The sequence below is a fragment of the Halopseudomonas phragmitis genome (assembly GCF_002056295.1).
In the GTDB taxonomy this organism is placed as follows: Bacteria; Pseudomonadota; Gammaproteobacteria; order Pseudomonadales; family Pseudomonadaceae; genus Halopseudomonas; species Halopseudomonas phragmitis.
The window spans coordinates 3,786,062-3,802,772 of sequence record NZ_CP020100.1; the positions used below are offsets into that span (position 1 = coordinate 3,786,062).

The 16,711-nt window shown below is 60.5% G+C and carries 15 protein-coding genes; 2 read left to right on the top strand and 13 right to left on the bottom strand.

The window, feature by feature from the left end; genetic code table 11:
• Window position 1 precedes the first annotated feature (1 nt).
• Entirely contained in the window at window positions 2-979 is a 978-nt protein-coding gene (locus BVH74_RS17480; RefSeq protein ID WP_080051342.1) for a sensor domain-containing diguanylate cyclase, read from the bottom strand.
• A 248-nt stretch (window positions 980-1,227) separates the two neighbouring features.
• Window positions 1,228-3,711, bottom strand: coding sequence for a YeeR family protein (locus tag BVH74_RS17485; RefSeq protein WP_080051343.1), 2,484 nt, complete (start codon window positions 3,709-3,711; stop codon window positions 1,228-1,230).
• A 223-nt stretch (window positions 3,712-3,934) separates the two neighbouring features.
• On the opposite strand from BVH74_RS17485, the gene BVH74_RS17490 reads away from it, so the two are divergent.
• Both BVH74_RS17490 and BVH74_RS17495 read left to right on the top strand, forming a co-directional pair.
• Window positions 3,935-4,936 (top strand): helix-turn-helix transcriptional regulator, encoded by a 1,002-nt coding sequence (locus tag BVH74_RS17490; protein WP_080051344.1) that lies wholly within the window; start codon window positions 3,935-3,937, stop codon window positions 4,934-4,936.
• A 61-nt stretch (window positions 4,937-4,997) separates the two neighbouring features.
• Window positions 4,998-5,222, top strand: coding sequence for a hypothetical protein (locus tag BVH74_RS17495; protein ID WP_080051345.1), 225 nt, complete (start codon window positions 4,998-5,000; stop codon window positions 5,220-5,222).
• A gap of 30 nt (window positions 5,223-5,252) precedes the next feature.
• Here BVH74_RS17495 and BVH74_RS17500 read toward each other — a convergent pair whose 3' ends face one another.
• The 11 genes from BVH74_RS17500 to urtA form a co-directional block, all read right to left on the bottom strand.
• Entirely contained in the window at window positions 5,253-6,587 is a 1,335-nt protein-coding gene (locus tag BVH74_RS17500) for a type II toxin-antitoxin system HipA family toxin (protein WP_080051346.1), read from the bottom strand.
• 2 nt (window positions 6,588-6,589) lie between these two features.
• Window positions 6,590-6,850, bottom strand: a complete 261-nt coding sequence (locus tag BVH74_RS19135) for a helix-turn-helix domain-containing protein (protein ID WP_119701139.1) — start codon at window positions 6,848-6,850, stop codon at window positions 6,590-6,592.
• 295 nt (window positions 6,851-7,145) lie between these two features.
• Entirely contained in the window at window positions 7,146-7,514 is a 369-nt protein-coding gene (locus tag BVH74_RS17510; protein ID WP_080051347.1) for an FmdB family zinc ribbon protein, read from the bottom strand.
• A gap of 6 nt (window positions 7,515-7,520) precedes the next feature.
• On the bottom strand, window positions 7,521-8,753 hold the full coding sequence (fmdA, locus tag BVH74_RS17515) for a formamidase (protein ID WP_080051348.1): 1,233 nt from the start codon (window positions 8,751-8,753) through the stop codon (window positions 7,521-7,523).
• Window positions 8,754-9,119: 366 nt separating this feature from the next.
• A complete protein-coding gene (locus BVH74_RS17520) occupies window positions 9,120-10,157 on the bottom strand; it encodes an AAA family ATPase (protein ID WP_080051349.1) in 1,038 nt (345 codons plus the stop codon).
• Between the two features lie 161 nt (window positions 10,158-10,318).
• The gene (locus BVH74_RS17525) at window positions 10,319-11,365 is read right to left on the bottom strand and encodes an aliphatic amidase (RefSeq protein ID WP_080051350.1); all 1,047 of its coding nucleotides are present in this window, start codon (window positions 11,363-11,365) and stop codon (window positions 10,319-10,321) included.
• A 27-nt stretch (window positions 11,366-11,392) separates the two neighbouring features.
• Complete coding sequence (gene urtE / locus BVH74_RS17530) at window positions 11,393-12,082, bottom strand: urea ABC transporter ATP-binding subunit UrtE (RefSeq protein WP_080051351.1); 690 nt, start codon at window positions 12,080-12,082, stop codon at window positions 11,393-11,395.
• Window positions 12,083-12,093: 11 nt separating this feature from the next.
• Window positions 12,094-12,846, bottom strand: a complete 753-nt coding sequence (gene urtD, locus BVH74_RS17535; protein WP_080051352.1) for an urea ABC transporter ATP-binding protein UrtD — start codon at window positions 12,844-12,846, stop codon at window positions 12,094-12,096.
• Window positions 12,843-14,000 (bottom strand): urea ABC transporter permease subunit UrtC, encoded by a 1,158-nt coding sequence (gene urtC / locus BVH74_RS17540; protein ID WP_080051353.1) that lies wholly within the window; start codon window positions 13,998-14,000, stop codon window positions 12,843-12,845. Before urtC ends, urtD begins: the two co-directional genes overlap by 4 nt.
• 12 nt (window positions 14,001-14,012) lie before the next feature.
• A complete protein-coding gene (gene urtB / locus BVH74_RS17545; RefSeq protein WP_080051354.1) occupies window positions 14,013-14,939 on the bottom strand; it encodes an urea ABC transporter permease subunit UrtB in 927 nt (308 codons plus the stop codon).
• 78 nt (window positions 14,940-15,017) lie between these two features.
• Window positions 15,018-16,220, bottom strand: a complete 1,203-nt coding sequence (urtA, locus tag BVH74_RS17550) for an urea ABC transporter substrate-binding protein (protein ID WP_218189185.1) — start codon at window positions 16,218-16,220, stop codon at window positions 15,018-15,020.
• Window positions 16,221-16,711 lie beyond the last annotated feature (491 nt).

The window sequence follows — 16,711 nt, forward strand, 5'->3', positions numbered from 1 at the left end:
ATCAGGCACAGACCAGTGCGCCACCGCCGGCATCCTTGACCTGATACAAGGCATCGTCTGCCAGACGCAACAGCGTCTGGCAGTCAGGACAATCCGCCGCTTTACCCGGCACCCGGGTTACCAGACCGACGCTAGCACCAACCTTCGCGCCATCCGGCGACGCTAGGGCCAGAGCAGCCACGCCGTCAATCACACCCCGGGCCACCCGCAGAGCACCCTCAGCATCGGTATCGCGTAACACCAGCACAAACTCATCGCCCCCGTAACGGACTGCTAAATCCGTGTCACGCCGAGCACAGCGCTGCAGCACCGCCGCCACACGCACCAATGCACGATCACCATCTAGATGCCCGTAACTATCATTGAAGGGTTTGAAATTGTCCAAATCGATCATCAGCAGACTCAACGGACTCACCGCACGCTGACCACGACGCCAACTTCTGGCCAGAAAACCCTCAAACCGACGTCTATTAGCGAGCCCAGTCAATGGATCATGTTGTGCCGAGTGTTCGACTGCCTGCTCGACTAGCTTACGCTGGGTAATATCTTGATGGCTTACGGCAAAACAGCGAATACCCGGATACTGCACTGGCAGCACTCGCAAAATAAACCAACGCTGCTCACCGGGACTATGACAGGGGTACTCATGACGAAAGTGCTTAAGCCGGCCAGAGAGCACCGCCTCCAGGCCTGCAACAACCTGAACAGCATCATCATCGCCGCAGCTGGTCGCAGCCTTGCAGACACTCAGATAATTTTTCCCAACCCAATCGAAATCGTAGGTCAACCCGTTACACTGGGCAAAATTTATCCAGCTACGATTAACGAAAAAAATCTGCCCCTCAACATTAATAAGCGCAAGCTGATCTTCCAAAGAATCGAGTACGGCACGATAAAATTTCTTGTCCAAGTGCGCCTCGGGTGCAACACCTTCAAACAATTCAACGTCCATAGCGTCTCCGAAAACATTGTCGACCATGCACACCTGCGTAAGCACTTAAATGACGCAGAATAACAGCTTGCAAGCAAGGGTTGACAAATGACAAACCTCCAAAATTTTAGAAATATGATCTTGATAAGACTTCACATATTACGCCCCTTCTGAGCATACCCGTCAGGTGGCTGATAATGCATTTTGTGGGCTTGAATATGGCTCAAAAATATACGCAGCCCAGCACTCGTCGTATAAAGAGAAATGACATACAACTTATACCTCAACAATCCCCCCTACGCCGCCATATCCTCACAAGCCAGGAAAATATCATTCCCCTCATACTGCAATGCCGGGCGTTGCTTGACCACGCTGACCACCACCGGTTTTAGGATGAAGTTGGCCATGGCCCGTTGTTCGGATTTGGCGGCGTGGATGATTTCCAGGGTTTTGGGTTGGAGGATCTGGTCCAGGTTGCGGTTCAGGTTTTGCAGTTCGTCCTTGGTCAGCATAAAGCTTACGGCCAGGTATTCGAGCTGCTGCTGTACCAGCTTGAGCATACGCACGCGGTCTTCTTCCATGAGTTTGCCGGCGATCTTGTTGGTGATGACCGAGGAAATCACCCCGCCGATGATGCCGCCTGCGGCGCGGCCAAGCATGGCGGAGACCGGGCCGAGCGGGCTGAATACGATGCCGCCGGCAATCGAGCCGATGGTGCCACCGGCAATGCCGGAAGACACCACGGCAAGGTTTTTGACGAACTGGGCTTTGGAGATGCGGCCGCGGACCATCTTGACCATATCCGGGCCGGTGGTGACGGCGATCAGCACGATGGAGGTGATCACGGTGCCGCGCAGGGCTTTGTTGAGGCTGTTCTTGGAGCTGACGCCAAAGCCTTTTTGCAGCAGGCTGCGTTTGCTGTGCGACAGTGCTGAGACGTCGATCTTGCTCAGCACCTTCTGCACCACGGCGACCCGGTTGAGCTGCTGTGCGCCAACGTACACGGTCAGGCTTTTGCCGAAGGTTTTGCCGCCCTGGATGGCGGCGACCTTGAGTGCCTGCTTCTTGTCACCGGTGGAGGCGTAGTAGACGCAGGCGCTCAGGGCAAAGCTGATGCCGCCGGCTACGGCGCCAACAATGGCCCCTTCGGCGATGTCATAGGTGACCGATTCAAGGGTGCCGAACTTGGTGATGTTCTTGGCCTGGTCGTAGGTCAGGTGCCCTTTGACCACCAGGTCTTTGGCCTGTTCGGGGTCGCTGACGCCCGGGACCTTGCCGTCCTTGATCTTGTTTTTCATGGTTTCCACGGCCAGTTCGTACTGATCCTTGGGCACCTCGATCTGCATGGGCTTGCCCTGGGCATCCAGGTATTTGTAGCTGCCATTCTGCCCATCGAACCCGGCACCAACGCTGCGTGCGGCGGTTTGGCAGTATTTGGTTTGCAGGCTGGCACCGTCGACCAGGCGGTCTGCGCCGTTCTTGGCATTGTCGCCGCCAACAAGTTCCGCCTTTTTCATCATCAGCTTGTCGATCCGATGGTTGGCGTTTTCAGCGGCAAAGCCGTGGCCCTGGCCGCCGGTGGCGAACAGCTTGTGGTTGGCATCCAGCGCCGCGCCACCGGCCATCAGCACAAAACCACTGGTGGCGGCGCTGTCGAGAAAGTCCTTATAGGGCTTGTCTTTGATTTCCAGGCACAGGTTTTCGGTTTCGCGGCAGGTGCTGGAGCAGAACCATTCGCCCTGCTCGGGCACGTGGCCCTCTTCAGCGTGCCCGCAGGAGGTGCATACCCGGATGTTGTCGATCTGTTTCAGCGGTACGAAGAAGGCCTCGGTGCCAATGCCGTAGATCACGCCCAGCCCGGCGCTGAATTCGAGAAAGTCCCGGGCCTGCTCTTCATTCAGGCGATAGGTCTGGCCGATCAGTTGCACCACTGCATCCAGGTCCAGGCGGGCCGATGGGTTGATCATATGTTCGATGCGTCGGCGGTTGTGCGCGTCCCACTCGGCCTTGAAGACCCAGGGGTCAGACAGTATCTCGTACTCGTGCAGCACGCCCCGCTCGACCAGCAGGACGACGCAGCCCTGATACAGCGCCTCGGCATCGGCCTGATCCAGGTGGTGTTCATCGGCCAGCGTTTCACAGTGTTCCCGGGCGTTGAGTTGCTCGGTCTCGGACAGTTCGGCAAACGCCTGGGTGCAGAAGGTCCGGCGCTCGTGGCTGTCCATCAGGGCGTACAGTTGCACCAGCAGGGCAGCCACCCAGTAAGCGCCGCCCAGCCAGGCTTGCAGGCCGTTCAGTGGCTCGATCGCGGCGGCAATCCAGGGTGAGATGATGGCGCACAGGGTCAGCAACAGGGCGGCATGGAACAGGGCCCAGCCTTGCCGCTCTTTCTTGAGCAGCAGGGTGTGATTGGCGTTGATTGCATTGAGCCCGCGGGTCTTGAACACGGCGCCGATGACCGCCAGCGCCAGCAGCAGCGTGATCAGGTTGCGGTAGTAGCCAAAGCCCGAATCCTGCAGCCCGTAGTAACGCCCTTCCAGGTAGACCCAGCCAACCAGCAGGCTGAAACCACTCAGCATCAGGTAAGGCATAACCAGCTTGAGTCGCAGGGCGTTGGCGAACTTTTCCAGCAGAATCGCCAGCAAGGCGGCCGGCCCCATGAACACCGCAGCGACCATGCCCAGCACGCCGCCGGCCACTACCACGATGAATTTGAACAGTTTTTTCAGCAAGACAATGCCAACAACCAGACCGACCAACCCTAGCAAGAGATACAGCATGCTCCCTCCAAAGAGCGAAATAGCGCGATGCCATCATGCCATGCGCCACTCACCAATATTCTGCCGATAAACGCAACAAACTGTGCCGCCGTTTCGCCTGAAAACACACATTGCCGGAGCAAAAAAGAAAATCGACGGACAGCCCGACAGCAAGCATGGCATCATCATGCGACCATTTATGTCGCAGCAAGATGTCTCAGCACATTCAGCCCAAGGACCGACCATGAGCCAGCGCGATACCCTGTTCCGCCACCTCGCGATTCTGCAGATGCTGCCGCGGGCACCGCACAGCCTGAGTACCACCACCATTGGTCTGCGTTTGGAGGAACAGGGCTACGGCATGACGCCGCGCTCGATCCAGCGTGATCTGGAAAAGCTCGCTGAGCACTTCCCGCTGCAGTGCCACAAGGAGTCCAAGCCCTATCGCTGGAACTATGTGGCCAACTACAACAGCGACCTGCCCGCCCTGGATACTGTCACTGCGCTGACGCTGGTGCTGGCCGAGGAGTCGGTGCGCGGGCTGTTGCCTAAGGTGGCGATGGACAAGATCAGCTACAAGTTCCAGAGTGCCCGCAAGCATCTGGAAGGGCTGCAGGGTAATGGTTTCTCGCAGTGGAGCCAGCGTGTGCGGGCGATCCCCAACGGCAAGTCGCTGATCCCCGCCGAGATCAAGCCGGCCATCTGGGAAGGGCTGACCGATGCCCTGCTCAATCATTACGCCGTGGACGTGAGCTATCTGAGCCGCTTCAAGGGGGAACTCAAGCACTACACTCTGCACCCGCTGGGGCTGGTCACCCGCGACAGCAGCTCCTATCTGCTGGCCACGGTGAACGAGCATGAAGACGTGCGCCAGTTTGCCCTGCACCGCTTTCGCAAGGTCAAACCCAGCGCCAGCCTGTACCGCGCCCAGCCAGGCTTCAACCTGCAGCAGTATATTGACCAGGGGGCATTCGGCTTTCCGCTGGCGCAGGAGCCGGTGAAACTGGTGGCGCGCATTACCAACTCAATGGCCTGGCTGCTGGCGGAAACACCCCTGAGCCGGGACCAGTCACTGTCCGAGCCGGACGCCGAGGGTTGGGTACGGCTGGAAGCCACGGTGCCCAACGATCAGCAGACCCAGTGGTGGATCATGGGTTTTGGCGCCAGTATCGAGGTGCTCGAACCACGCACCTGGCGCGAGCAGATTTTGCAGCAGGCTCGCGAGATAGTGGCGCGCGGAGCCTGATGCGACACAACTTGTCGTAGCAGGCCGGCATCATCCTCGTATCGCGTCACGAGGATACGAAATGGCCGTTGCTCCGCTGCATGACCTGCTGTTCATCACTGCCCTGCTCTGCGGGCTGAACCTGCTGTTGTGGCTCAAGCTGGCACTGGCAGCACAGCTGGGCCGCTGGCTGTCGCAGGGTTGGGTATCCAAACTCGACACCCTGCGGGGCTGGCTGGGCTGGAGCGCGGCGGCACTGGCGTTTGCCAGCGTGTTGCTGGCGTATGTGGCGGTGTTGGTGTGGTGAGGGGCTCTTCCCACGACAACTTTCTGGCCCTTAACGTTTTTTTGCCAGCAATTCGGAACGCCCAATTATCGCGTTGGTACGCTCCGGTTTACGCGGTCCTGAGAAGCCTGCATCTGCGATGGCAGTATCCAGGCCACGAAACTGGGGTGCGGCTTTGGCGCTGCGTAATGTCTCCATTCCCTCATTCCAGGCATGCACCATGTGCTTGGCCACATCGCGCCAGGCCGGTTCGTTCTTGGCGGCTTCAATGACTTCTTTGCCTACCTCTACCGCTGACTGACAGAGCTGATCGACCATAGCAGCGTACTGAGCCGGGGGAATGCTCAAGACAGCTTTGAAGAATGTTTCCAGCGAACGGCCCGGCGTCCAGGTTTGCCGGCCGGCAATGGAGAGCCCAGGGGGACTGGCTGCGAAGCGTGGATAGGCCTGCGTGGTCACCAGGTCATAGACCGGGGTAAAGCCCACGTCGGCCAGGGAGGTGTAATACAGTGCGATGTTTTTTGCGTGACAATCTGCATTGCGCACCACGTAATTGGTCAGCAGTTGCCAGCCCAGGTGCTCGCGCTGTTCACGCAGGTGATCTGCGCTTATGTAGGGCCGGGTGGCGTTCCACACCTGCTCAATGGAGGGACGGTATTTCTCGTGTGGCGGCAGGCCCAACAGCCCACACGCGTCTTCCATACCAAACCGGGGAACGCCCTGCTCATCAACATCAAAGCGGTCCACGACCAGTACTCTGCCATCCTCCGACATACTGCACCTGGCAACGGGGACGACATTCAGCCGTGCCAGAACGCGCATGGTGTAGAACTCGTTGAAGCCTAGAAATGGGGTGCTGTCATCAGAGCCTTTGATGATATGAAACCCCGTCCTTAACGTCGGTTTGCCATGCAGTGGCTGGTTGTGTACTGCATCTTTGGCAATGAACTTTGGTACGACTCCCGAGACAGCTACCCGCGCATACTGGCGCACAAGTCTGGCGAAGTGTTCCGTGGTGTTTTCCGCTTGGAGCAGTTGGCTGATTTCAAGCGGGTCCATGTCGATGCCGGGGCGAACGCCCTCAGGCGTAACCGCCACCCTGCCAATACCGGTGGCGCCGACCAGCCCCAGAAGCGATAAGTCGGTGCCATCAAGCAGCGCTCCGAACTCTTCACGAATAACCCCCAGCAAATAGCCCTCGGGCAGGTTCTGCCGGAAAAATGGAAACAAATCACGAGGCCAGCGCCATGGCTCTTCGCGAACTGGCATTGTCAGGCTGACGAAGTCTGCCAACTCGGTGCCCGGAAGATATTTCAGGACGTACTCATCACGCTCCCGGTAGAGCTTGGCCACATGTTTTGCATTGACGTGTACGTCGAGAATCATGGTTACCCTCTCTCGGAACGCTGTTCGGCAAGGATATCCTCAACGGTACGCGTATGGCCGGCCTTGACCAGCTTCAAGTCATACCCTGCGGCCTCCAGCAGGCGAACCAGCGCCGAAACGCTCATATCCCCCTTGGCCAAGGTTTCCATGCGGGCCACAGTGGAGCGTGATACACCGGCACGCTTGGCAATGGCTTCCTGGCTCAGGTTCGCGTCACGGCGTGCTTGCTTGAGCATTTCGGCAACGTCGTACAGTGAGGACATTTGTAGCTCCTGAGCATCAGAAATAGACAATTCACCGAAAAATGTAGCCTGCAAGCTACATTTATACAAGTTCTGCCTATAAAACATTGTAGCCCTTAAGCTACATATCTGCCCGACCTGGTACATTTTGTAGCTTACAAGCCACAAATACCAGCTGTGATATGCGTATCTGGTGTCGCTATGACAGAGGTCCATTTTTTTGGGGGGGAATGGAATGGATGGAGCGGTCAGACTTGGCGCTGGCGCTGGCTTCCCCAGGCGCGAGCGGATGCTCGCGCCTCCCAGGGGGGACAGGTTAGTGGCTGATCATCCAGGGCCGGGCGGAGGGGAACATCTTTTCGCCGTTGGCGGTCCAGAACAGTTTTGATTTACCGAGTTTCTGATGCGCGCAGCCGCAGCCCTTGCCGTGCTTGTGCTCGTGCCGGGCCTGTTCTTCGGCGCGGTACTCGGGCGTGGACAGGATCGGGCTGTGCATGGCCTTTTCGTTGCGGTCCTTGGCCTTGCGTTCACTGTCGTCGACCTTGAACAGGTGGCTCGGTAGCAGGATCACCTTGGCTGACATCACGCCGCACTGCGGGCAGGGCTGCGGTTTGTCGAACTCGTCCATGGTGGCCAGGGCATGGAAAATTCCATGCTCCTGGCACTTGTAGTCATACAAAGGCATGGCGGCTTACTCCTTGTCTTTCGACAGCGGTACGTCCATGCCGCCGGACACTTTGGTTTGCGGGCCGCTGGCGCTGGGGTTGATGTCGAAGTCGAAGATGCCGGTCGGCAGCCACAGGGTGGCGCAGGCGTTGGGTACGTCGACCACGCCGCTGATATGCCCTTCCACCGGGGCGCAGCCCAGCAGTGCGTAGGCCTGGGCGCGGCTGTAGCCAAACTTGGTCAGGTATTCGATGGCATTGAGGCAGGCCTGGCGGTAGGCGATATGCACGTCCAGGTAGTGCTGCTTGCCCTGCTCGTCGACCGAGATGCCTTCGAAGATGACGTAGTCGTCGTAGCGCGGCTTGATCGGGCTGGGTTTGAAGATCGGGTTCTTGATGCCGTACTTGGCTACGCCGTCCTTGATCAGGTTGACCCGCAGGTGAATCCAGCCAGCCATTTCAATGGCGCCGCAGAAGGTGATTTCGCCGTCACCCTGGCTGAAGTGCAGATCGCCCACCGACAACCCGCCGCCCTTGACGTAGACCGGGAAGTAGACCTTGGAGCCGCGCGACAGGTCCTTGATGTCGCAGTTGCCGCCATGCTCACGCGGCGGTACGGTGCGCGCGCCTTCGGCAGCGGCCTTGGCTTTGGCCTCGCCGCTCAGGCGGCCCATGTGCGCGGTTTCGGCATAAGGCAAGTTGGCCAGGCCGGGGACGCGTTCGGGGTCGGTTTCAAACAGTTCGGTTTCGCGCTTGTTCCACTCTTCGAGCATTTCCTTGGACGGCAGACAGCCGATCAGGCCGGGGTGGATCAGGCCGGCGAATTCGACATTCGGAATGTGCCGGGACTTGGTGAACATGCCGTTGAAGTCCCAGATGGATTTTTGCGCTTCGGGGAAGTGCTCGGTCAGGAAGCCGCCACCGTTCTGCTTGGAGAAGAAGCCGTTGAAGCCCCACTGACTTTCGTCGAAGGTGCCGATGTCGAGGATGTCGACTTCCAGCAGGTCACCCGGTTCGCAGCCTTCCACGCCAATCGGGCCGGACAGGAAGTGCACCTGGCTCAGGTCAACGTCACGCACGTCGTCGGCGCTGTCGTTGTTGGCGATCTGGCCGCCGGTCCAGTCGTAGCATTCAAGGATGAAGTCGTCGCCAGGCTTGACCGTGGCGACCATGGGAATGTCCGGGTGCCAGCGGTTGTGGACCATGTCGTTTTCGTAGGGCGACTTTTTCAGATCGATCTTGATGATGGTGTCAGCCATTGTCAGCTCCTGAGGGCAGATGGGGGTCGAAATGAACTACCGGGTCACTATCGCCAAGCGCTGGCCTGGCGACCATTCGTGAAATGACACCCCTGTCTACGTCATTTGACGTAGATGGTATGGGGAGGCTGATTCAGGGGTGGGGATGCCTTTGTGGATTGCCACGGCGCTGACGCGCCTCGCAATGACGGGGTGGGGGGCGGTGGATTGCCGCGGCACTGCGTGCCTCGCAATGACGAGGTGGGGGGGCCGCGGCGGCGGATGACTGCCCCCTGCGCCTCGCAATGACGCGGTGAGGGGGACGTTGCGCCGGGGCTGGCCCCTTCTCCGTCATCGCGAAGGCCGTAGGCCTGTGGCGATCCAGGGTTAGTCGGTGGGGAAGACTTTTAACTGTCCGTTCTGGTAGTCGGCGATGAACAGGCTGGCACTGGGGGTTTGCAACAGGGCGTGGGCGAGTCTTGGGGTGAGTATTTGGCGTACCTGGCGCGCCAGGTCGCGGGCGCCGTAGCGGCGGTCATAGCCCTGGCACAGGAAGTGGCGGGCGTTGGCGGTGAGGCGCAGTTCGGCCTGCTGTCTAGCCAGGCGGCGGGTCAGGCGTTGCAGTTCAATATCCAGCAATGGTTCGCTGAGGTCATCGTTCAGACGCTGGTACTGGACGATATGGTCGATGCGGTTGATGAACTCAGGGTCGAAGCGCTGACTCAGGGCCTGGTCAAGTATCTGCCGCTCCTGGGCGGTGCTTGGGCCAAGCCAGCGCCACCAGCCGGAGCGAAAGCGGCCGTGGTAGCGCGCCAGTTCAGCGGCACCGAGGTTGCTGGTGAGAAAGATCAGGCTGTTGCGAAAATCCAACGTGCGGTTGCCGGCCGGCAGGGTCAGTTGGCCGGCGTCGAGGACGTTGAGCAGGGTACGGATGACCTCGCTGCTGGCCTTTTCCAGTTCGTCGAGCAGGACAATGCCGGGCTTGCTGTAGCTGCCACGGATTTTGTCGGCATCGAACAGGGTGTGGCCTTCCTTGCTGCCGACGTAGCCGGGCGGCGCGCCCGTCAGTGCCGAGGCGTAGTGTTCCTGGCTGAGGGTATTCATGTCGATGCGGCACATGGCGTCCGGGCTGCCGTGCAGCGCCTCGGCCAGTACCCGCACGGTTTCGGTCTTGCCGACGCCGGTCGGGCCCATCAGCAGGCAGACGCCAAGCGGTCGCTGTTCCGGGGCCAGGTCGGCGCGGATGACCTGCAACAGGTCGCTGAGGGTGGCGAGGGCGGCGTCCTGGCCGATGATGCGCTGGTGCAGGAGTTGGCTGACCTGCTGCGGGTCGAAGGTAAAGCGGGTCTGGCGTAGGCCGGTTTTGCTCGGGCGCTGGGCCAGCAGGTCGCGGTTGGCGGCAAGGCGTTCGTTGGCGAAGGGCATGGACCTGTCCTTGTCTGTGGTAGTGAATAGATTGCCGTGTCGGTGGATTGCCACGGCACTGCGTGCCTCGCAATGACGGGGGTGGGGGTGTTACACCGGTACTTGACTCCCCCCTCCCCGTCATCGCGAGGCCGTAGGCCGTGGCGATCCATGCCGGCAACTCAGCCCCAGGCACCCCTCTCCTTGCCGGCCACTGGCAGTTCACCTACCGGGCAGTCGGCCACGCCTATGGTGCTGCGGGTCATGGCTTCGACCTGGTCGCGGGCTTTTTCTGCGTCCATGACCCAGGTGCGGTAGAAGTCGAACGGGCAGTCAGCCACGCCGCGGTCCCCATCGCCGGAGTTAAACACGCCGGTGTAGCCACGGTGCAGCAACTTGAACAGGTGGTTCTGCGACTGGTCGTTGGCGCGCGCGTCGCGGATCTGGCTGACCGACAGCTGGGCGTACTGCACGCCCATATCTTCCTCGCCGCATTCGCCCAGGGTGCGGCCGTCGAAGCCGATGATCGCTGAGTGGCCGAAGTAGGAATACACGCCGTCAAAACCGGTGGCGTTGGCCACGGCGACGTAACAGTTGTTGGCCCAGGCCATGCTCTTGGCCATCATGATCTGCTGTTCCTTGGCCGGGTACATGTAGCCCTGACAACGGACGATCAGTTCGGCACCCTTCATCGCGCAGTCGCGCCAGATTTCCGGGTAGTTGCCGTCGTCGCAGATGATCAGGCTGATTTTCAGGCCCTTGGGGCCTTCGCTGACGTAGGTAGTATCGCCGGGGTACCAGCCTTCGATCGGGCACCAGGGGATGCACTTGCGGTACTTCTGGACGATCTCGCCGTCGCTGTTGATCAGCACCAGGGTGTTGTACGGCGCCTTGTGCGGGTGCTGTTCGTGGCGTTCGCCGGTGAGCGAAAACACGCCCCAGGTGTTGGCGTCGCGGCAGGCCTGGCTGAAGATCGCGGTTTCATCACCGGGGATGCTGGCGGCGGTGGCCATCATCTCGTCGTTGTCATACATAATCCCCATGGTGCTGTATTCGGGGAAGATCACCAGGTCCATGCCGGGCAGGCCCTGCTTCATGCCGCGAATCATGTCGGCAATCTTGTGCGCATTCTCAAGCACCTGCCCGCGAGTGTGCAGGCGCGGCATCTTGTAGTTCACCACGGCAACGCCGACGGTGTCCTTGCTGCTGGAAATGTCACCATGACGCATGGCGGACTCCTTATCGCTGATTGATGGTCAGACGGCCAGGTAGGAAGCGATCTTGGCTTCGTCGACGCTGGCTCTGAGTTCTTCATGGACGATCTCGCCCTTTTCGATCACCAGAATGCGGTCGGCAATATCGAGGGCGAACTTGAGCACCTGTTCGGAGACGATGATCGACAGGCCACGCTGATCGCGGATGGTTTTCAGGGTGCGGGCCATGTCGCTGATGATCGACGGCTGGATGCCTTCAGTCGGCTCGTCGAGCAGCAGTAGTTTGGGGTCGCTGGCCAGGGCGCGGGCAATTGCCAGTTGCTGCTGCTGACCACCGGAGAGGTTGCCGCCGCGCCGTGAGCGCATTTCCAACAGCACCGGGAACAGCTCGTAGAGATCGTCCGGCACGCTGCGCCGACCGGTCACGGTCAGACCTGTTTCGATGTTTTCCTTGACTGTCATGGTCGAGAAGATCATCCGCCCCTGGGGTACATAGGCCAGCCCGGCCTTGACTCGCTGGTGGCTTTTCAGGCCGGCGACTTCGCGCTCATCCAGGGTCACGCTGCCGCCCTGGCTCGGGATCACACCCATCAACGACTTCATCAGCGTGGTCTTGCCCATGCCGTTGCGGCCCATGATGGCGACGATTTCATTCTTGCCGACGCTGAAATTGAGATTGCGCAGGATCTGGCTCTGCCCGTAGGCCACGCTGTAATCGGATACGTTCAACATGTTCTGCCCTCTCAATGGCCCAGATAGACTTCGATGACCTTGGGGTCGGCCTTGACCTTCTCCGGCGAACCCTCGGCCAGAATGCGGCCCTGGTGCAGCACTGTGACCTTGTCGGCGATTTCCGCCACGAACTGCATGTCGTGCTCGATCACGATCATGGTGTGTTCCTTGGCGATCTCACGCAGCAGCACGGCGGTCTGCCGGCGTTCGTTGACCGACATGCCGGCCACTGGCTCATCGAGCATCAGCAGTTCGGGTTTCTGGATCAGCAGCATGCCAATCTCCAGCCACTGTTTCTGGCCATGACTGAGCAGGTCGGCCTGGGTGTGCAGATGCTCGGAGAGGAAAATCCGCCCGGCGATTTCCTCGATGCGCGCTACCACCTCGGCGCTGCGCTTGAAGGCCAGGCTGCCGAACACCCCACGCCCGCTGGGGTAGGAGATTTCCAGGTTCTCGAACACGGTCAGGTCCGGGTAGATCGAGGGGTTCTGAAACTTGCGCCCGACCCCGGCCTTGACGATCTGGTGCTCCTTGAGCCGGGTCAGTTCACGGTTGCGAAAGCGGATCGAACCGTCAGTGGCCTTGGTACGGCCACAGATCAGATCCAGCACTGTGGTCTTGCCGGCGCCATTGGGGCCGATGATCACGCGGATCTCGTTCTGGTCGACATAGAAGCTCAGGTCGTTGACTGCCTTAAAGCCGTCGAACGAGACCGTGAGCCCCTCCACGGCGAGGATGAAATCGGTATTGGATCCCTGGCTCATGAGCTGGCTCCCTGGCTGCTGGGTTGAAGGACGTCAATGCGCGGCTCGCCCGGCTTGCCGAACAGGCGATCAAGCAGCCGGTCGACATGCGGCGCCACCCAGTTGGCGTACAGGCCGGCAATGCCATTGGGCAGCGCCAGCACTACGCCGATGAAGATCAGGCCCATGGCGAACAGCCACAGATCCGGGAAGCTCTCGCCGAACAGGGTCTTGGCCACGCTGACCAGCAGCACGCCGTAGACCGCGCCGATGATCGACAACCGGCCACCGACGGCGCAGAAGATCACCATCTCAATCGATGGCACTACCCCGACGAAGCTCGGCGACATGAAGCCTTCCTGCAGGGTGAACATGGCCCCGCCGATGCCAGCAAAGGCGGCGCCGACGCAGAACACGAAGACCTTGAAGTTGGCGATGTCGTAACCGGAAAAGCGCACCCGGTCCTCCTGCCCGCGCATTGCCACCAGAATCCGTCCGGTCTTGCTGCGGCGGATGTACTGGGCGACCAGCAGGCAGACGAACAGCAGCGCCACGCAGACGAAGTAGAGAATGTAGCTGGCCTCGTCGGTGTGGATGTTCCAACCCTTGAGCGTGCGCAGATCGGTGATGCCATTGACCCCGCCAGTCAGACCCTGCTGGCCGATGATCAGGATGGTCAGAATCGCGGCGATCGACTGGGTGATGATGGCGAAGTACACCCCACCGACCCGGCGCTTGAACATCGCTACGCCGATCAGGTAGGCGACGATGCTCGGCACCACGACCACCGCGATGATGGCGAAGGTCAGGCTGTAGAAGGGTTCCCAGAACCACGGCAGTTCGGTGATGCGGTTCCAGTCCATGAAATCCGGGATACCCGGAGTGGTCTGGATCGCGGTGTTTTCCGGGGTCGAGGCCTCGAGCTTGAGGTACATGGCCAGGGCGTAGCCGCCCAGACCGTAGAACACCCCCTGCCCCAGGCTAAGGATGCCGCCGTAGCCCCAGCACAGCACCAGGCCAACGGCGACGAAGGCAAAGCTGAGGAACTTGCCGACCTGATTCAGACGCATCACGTCCAGCGCCAGCGGCAGCGCCACCAGCAGCACCAGCGCCAGCACCAGAAACGACAGCAGATCCTGGCGCGGCATGAACTCCTTGAAGGATGAGAATGGCATGACGGGCTCCTCCTAGCGGCGCACTTTGAGACTGAACAACCCCTGGGGGCGGAACATCAGGATGATCACCACCACCAGCAGGGTCAGAACCTTGGCCATCGAACCGCCCATGAAGAACTCCATGATCGATTGTGACTGCGAGATGCTGAATGCCGAGGCGACCGTGCCAAACAGGCTGCCGGCGCCGCCGAACACCACCACCAGGAAGGTGTCGACGATGTACAGCTGGCCAGAGCTGGGGCCAGTGGAACCGATCATGGTGAAGGCACTGCCGGCGACCCCGGCAATGCCGCAACCCAGGGCGAAGGTCAGGCGGTCCACCCGGGCCGTGTTGATGCCCACAGCGCCCGCCATGTCGCGGTTCTGCACCACGGCGCGCACCTGCTTGCCCCAGCGCGAGCGGTACATCAGCACCGCCACGGTGACTGTGGCCAGCACCGCCAGGGCCATGACGAACAGGCCGTTGATCGGCACCTCGATCATGTCGGTGAGCTGGTAGGAACCCATCAGCCAGTCGGGAATCACCACCCCGACCTCACGGGCGCCGAAGATCGAGCGGTAGGCCTGCTGCAGAATCAGGCTCAGGCCCCAGGTGGCCAGCAGAGTGTCCAGCGGGCGATGGTAGAGAAAGCGGATCAGTCCCCATTCGACGATCACCCCGAGCAGCGCCGCAGCGAAAAAGGCGAGGACGATGGCGAACAGGAAGTAGGAGCCGAACAGCTCGGGAAAGTGGTTGGCGAACAGGTTCGAGGTCATGTAGGTGACATAGGCACCGAGGATCATGAACTCACCATGCGCCATATTGATGACCCCCATCTGGCCGAAAATGATGGCCAGGCCCAGGGCCATAAGAACGAACACCGCGAACAGGATCAGACCGGCAAAACCCTGCATGGCAAAGATCGCGGTCAGCTCGGCGGCAGAGAAGTCAGAGAACATGGTCCTTCCTCCGGCAGATGGACAGGCAAACCAGGCAAAACGGTCCCGCCGGCCGACTGGCCGGCGGGGTATACAGGCTTACTGGTAACCGGCCGGGAACGGATCGGGTTCCATCAGCTCTTCGGTCTCGTAGACCACCTTGAACTGGCCGTCACGCTGGGCGTGGCCGATGCGGGTCTTGGACCACAGGTGGTGGTTTTCGTGGATGCGTACATAACCTTCCGGTGCGGTGGTCAGCTCGATGCCCGGCGAGGCTTCGCGCACGCGGTCAACATCGAACGAGCCGGCCTTCTCCACGGCGGCCTTCCACAGCCAGGGGCCGAGATAGGCGGCCTGGGTGACGTCGCCGATCACCGCATCAGCACCCCAGCGGGCCTTGAAGGCTTCGACGAAAGCCTGGTTGTTTTCATTCGGCAGGCTCTGGAAGTACTTCATCGAGGCATAGGCACCCTCGATGTTGTCACCGCCGATACCGAGAATTTCATCCTCGGTGACCGAGATGGTCAGCAGGGTGAAGTCTTCCTTGGTCATGTCCAGACCCGCGGCCTTGAGCTGGCGGTAGAAGGCCACGTTGGAGCCACCAACCACTGAGGCGAAGATCACGTCCGGCTTGCGCAGGCGGATGCGGTTGATCACCGAGTTGAAGCTGGTGTGGCCGAGCGGGAAGTAGTCCTCACCGACCACCTGGCCACCCAGGTGCTGCTCGATGTGGGTACGGGCGATCTTGTTCGAGGTGCGTGGCCAGATGTAGTCCGAGCCGATCAGGTAGAAGGTCTTGGCACCCTTGTCTTCAGACACCCAGTCAAGCCCGGCGAGAATCTGCTGAGTGGCTTCCTGGCCGGTGTAGATCACGTTGGGCGACTGCTCCAGCCCCTCGTAGAAGGTCGGGTAATAGAGCATGCCGTTGTTGCGCTCAAAGATCGGCAGTACCGCCTTGCGCGAGGCCGAAGTCCAGCAGCCAAACACCGCTGCCACCTTGTCCTGGCGCAGCAGCTTGTTGGCGCGGTCGGCGAAGGTCGGCCAGTCACTGGCGCCGTCTTCCTGAACGTATTCGATCTGCCGTCCGAGTACCCCGCCCATGGCGTTGATCTGCTCGATGGCGAGAATCTCGGCCTGCACCGAGCCCTCTTCACTGATCGCCATGGTGCCGGTGATCGAATGCAGGATGCCGACCTTGACGGTGTTGTCGGTCACCGCCAGGCCAGTGGTGTTGACCTCAGCGGTGCTCGGGTTGGCCGTGGCGGTCAGGCTGATGCCGGACAGCAGCACGGCGGCGGACATGGCCGCGATCGAACGCGCCAGAAAACTGCGGCGGGACAGCTTGGGTTTGGAGTGCTCCATGGTGATTCCTCGTGTCGGTGAAACTGGGAAAAAACGGCACCACCGGGGCAGATCCGGTGATGCCTTAAGCGCACGACTCGCATTCTGCTAAGCACCCATCAAGCTGCCCATTCGACAAATACCCCAGCCGCCTACGTCATTTGACGCATGGCCGGCAGGTTCGCTGCGGTATAGAAATTAGCGCGGTTATATGTATTCGGAACGGCCTGCCCGACGCGAACCACGCATGGATTGCCACGGGCCTGCGGCCCTCGCAATGACGGTGAGTGAAGGCGATGACGGGAGGGGGACTAGCCTTGTCATTGCGGGGACGCTAGCCCCGTCAGTGCAAAGACGCCACAGCGCGTCATTGCGAGGAGCAGAGCGACGCGGCAATCCAAACGCCCTGCCCAACGCGAACCCGGCATGGATTGCCACGGGCCTGCGGCCCT

Bases quoted from the DNA above. Each gene is read 5' to 3' on its own strand.
- urtB (WP_080051354.1), bottom strand. From the start codon at position 14,939: ATGTTCTCTGACTTCTCTGCCGCCGAGCTGACCGCGATCTTTGCCATG.
- fmdA (WP_080051348.1), bottom strand. From the start codon at position 8,753: ATGGCTGACACCATCATCAAGATCGATCTGAAAAAGTCGCCCTACGAA.
- urtD (WP_080051352.1), bottom strand. From the start codon at position 12,846: ATGAGCCAGGGATCCAATACCGATTTCATCCTCGCCGTGGAGGGGCTC.
- BVH74_RS17525 (WP_080051350.1), bottom strand. From the start codon at position 11,365: ATGCGTCATGGTGACATTTCCAGCAGCAAGGACACCGTCGGCGTTGCC.
- urtA (WP_218189185.1), bottom strand. From the start codon at position 16,220: ATGTCCGCCGCCGTGCTGCTGTCCGGCATCAGCCTGACCGCCACGGCC.
- urtE (WP_080051351.1), bottom strand. From the start codon at position 12,082: ATGTTGAACGTATCCGATTACAGCGTGGCCTACGGGCAGAGCCAGATC.
- BVH74_RS17500 (WP_080051346.1), bottom strand. From the start codon at position 6,587: ATGATTCTCGACGTACACGTCAATGCAAAACATGTGGCCAAGCTCTAC.
- BVH74_RS19135 (WP_119701139.1), bottom strand. From the start codon at position 6,850: ATGTCCTCACTGTACGACGTTGCCGAAATGCTCAAGCAAGCACGCCGT.
- BVH74_RS17495 (WP_080051345.1), top strand. From the start codon at position 4,998: ATGGCCGTTGCTCCGCTGCATGACCTGCTGTTCATCACTGCCCTGCTC.
- BVH74_RS17520 (WP_080051349.1), bottom strand. From the start codon at position 10,157: ATGCCCTTCGCCAACGAACGCCTTGCCGCCAACCGCGACCTGCTGGCC.
- BVH74_RS17485 (WP_080051343.1), bottom strand. From the start codon at position 3,711: ATGCTGTATCTCTTGCTAGGGTTGGTCGGTCTGGTTGTTGGCATTGTC.
- BVH74_RS17480 (WP_080051342.1), bottom strand. From the start codon at position 979: ATGGTCGACAATGTTTTCGGAGACGCTATGGACGTTGAATTGTTTGAA.
- BVH74_RS17490 (WP_080051344.1), top strand. From the start codon at position 3,935: ATGAGCCAGCGCGATACCCTGTTCCGCCACCTCGCGATTCTGCAGATG.
- urtC (WP_080051353.1), bottom strand. From the start codon at position 14,000: ATGCCATTCTCATCCTTCAAGGAGTTCATGCCGCGCCAGGATCTGCTG.
- BVH74_RS17510 (WP_080051347.1), bottom strand. From the start codon at position 7,514: ATGCCTTTGTATGACTACAAGTGCCAGGAGCATGGAATTTTCCATGCC.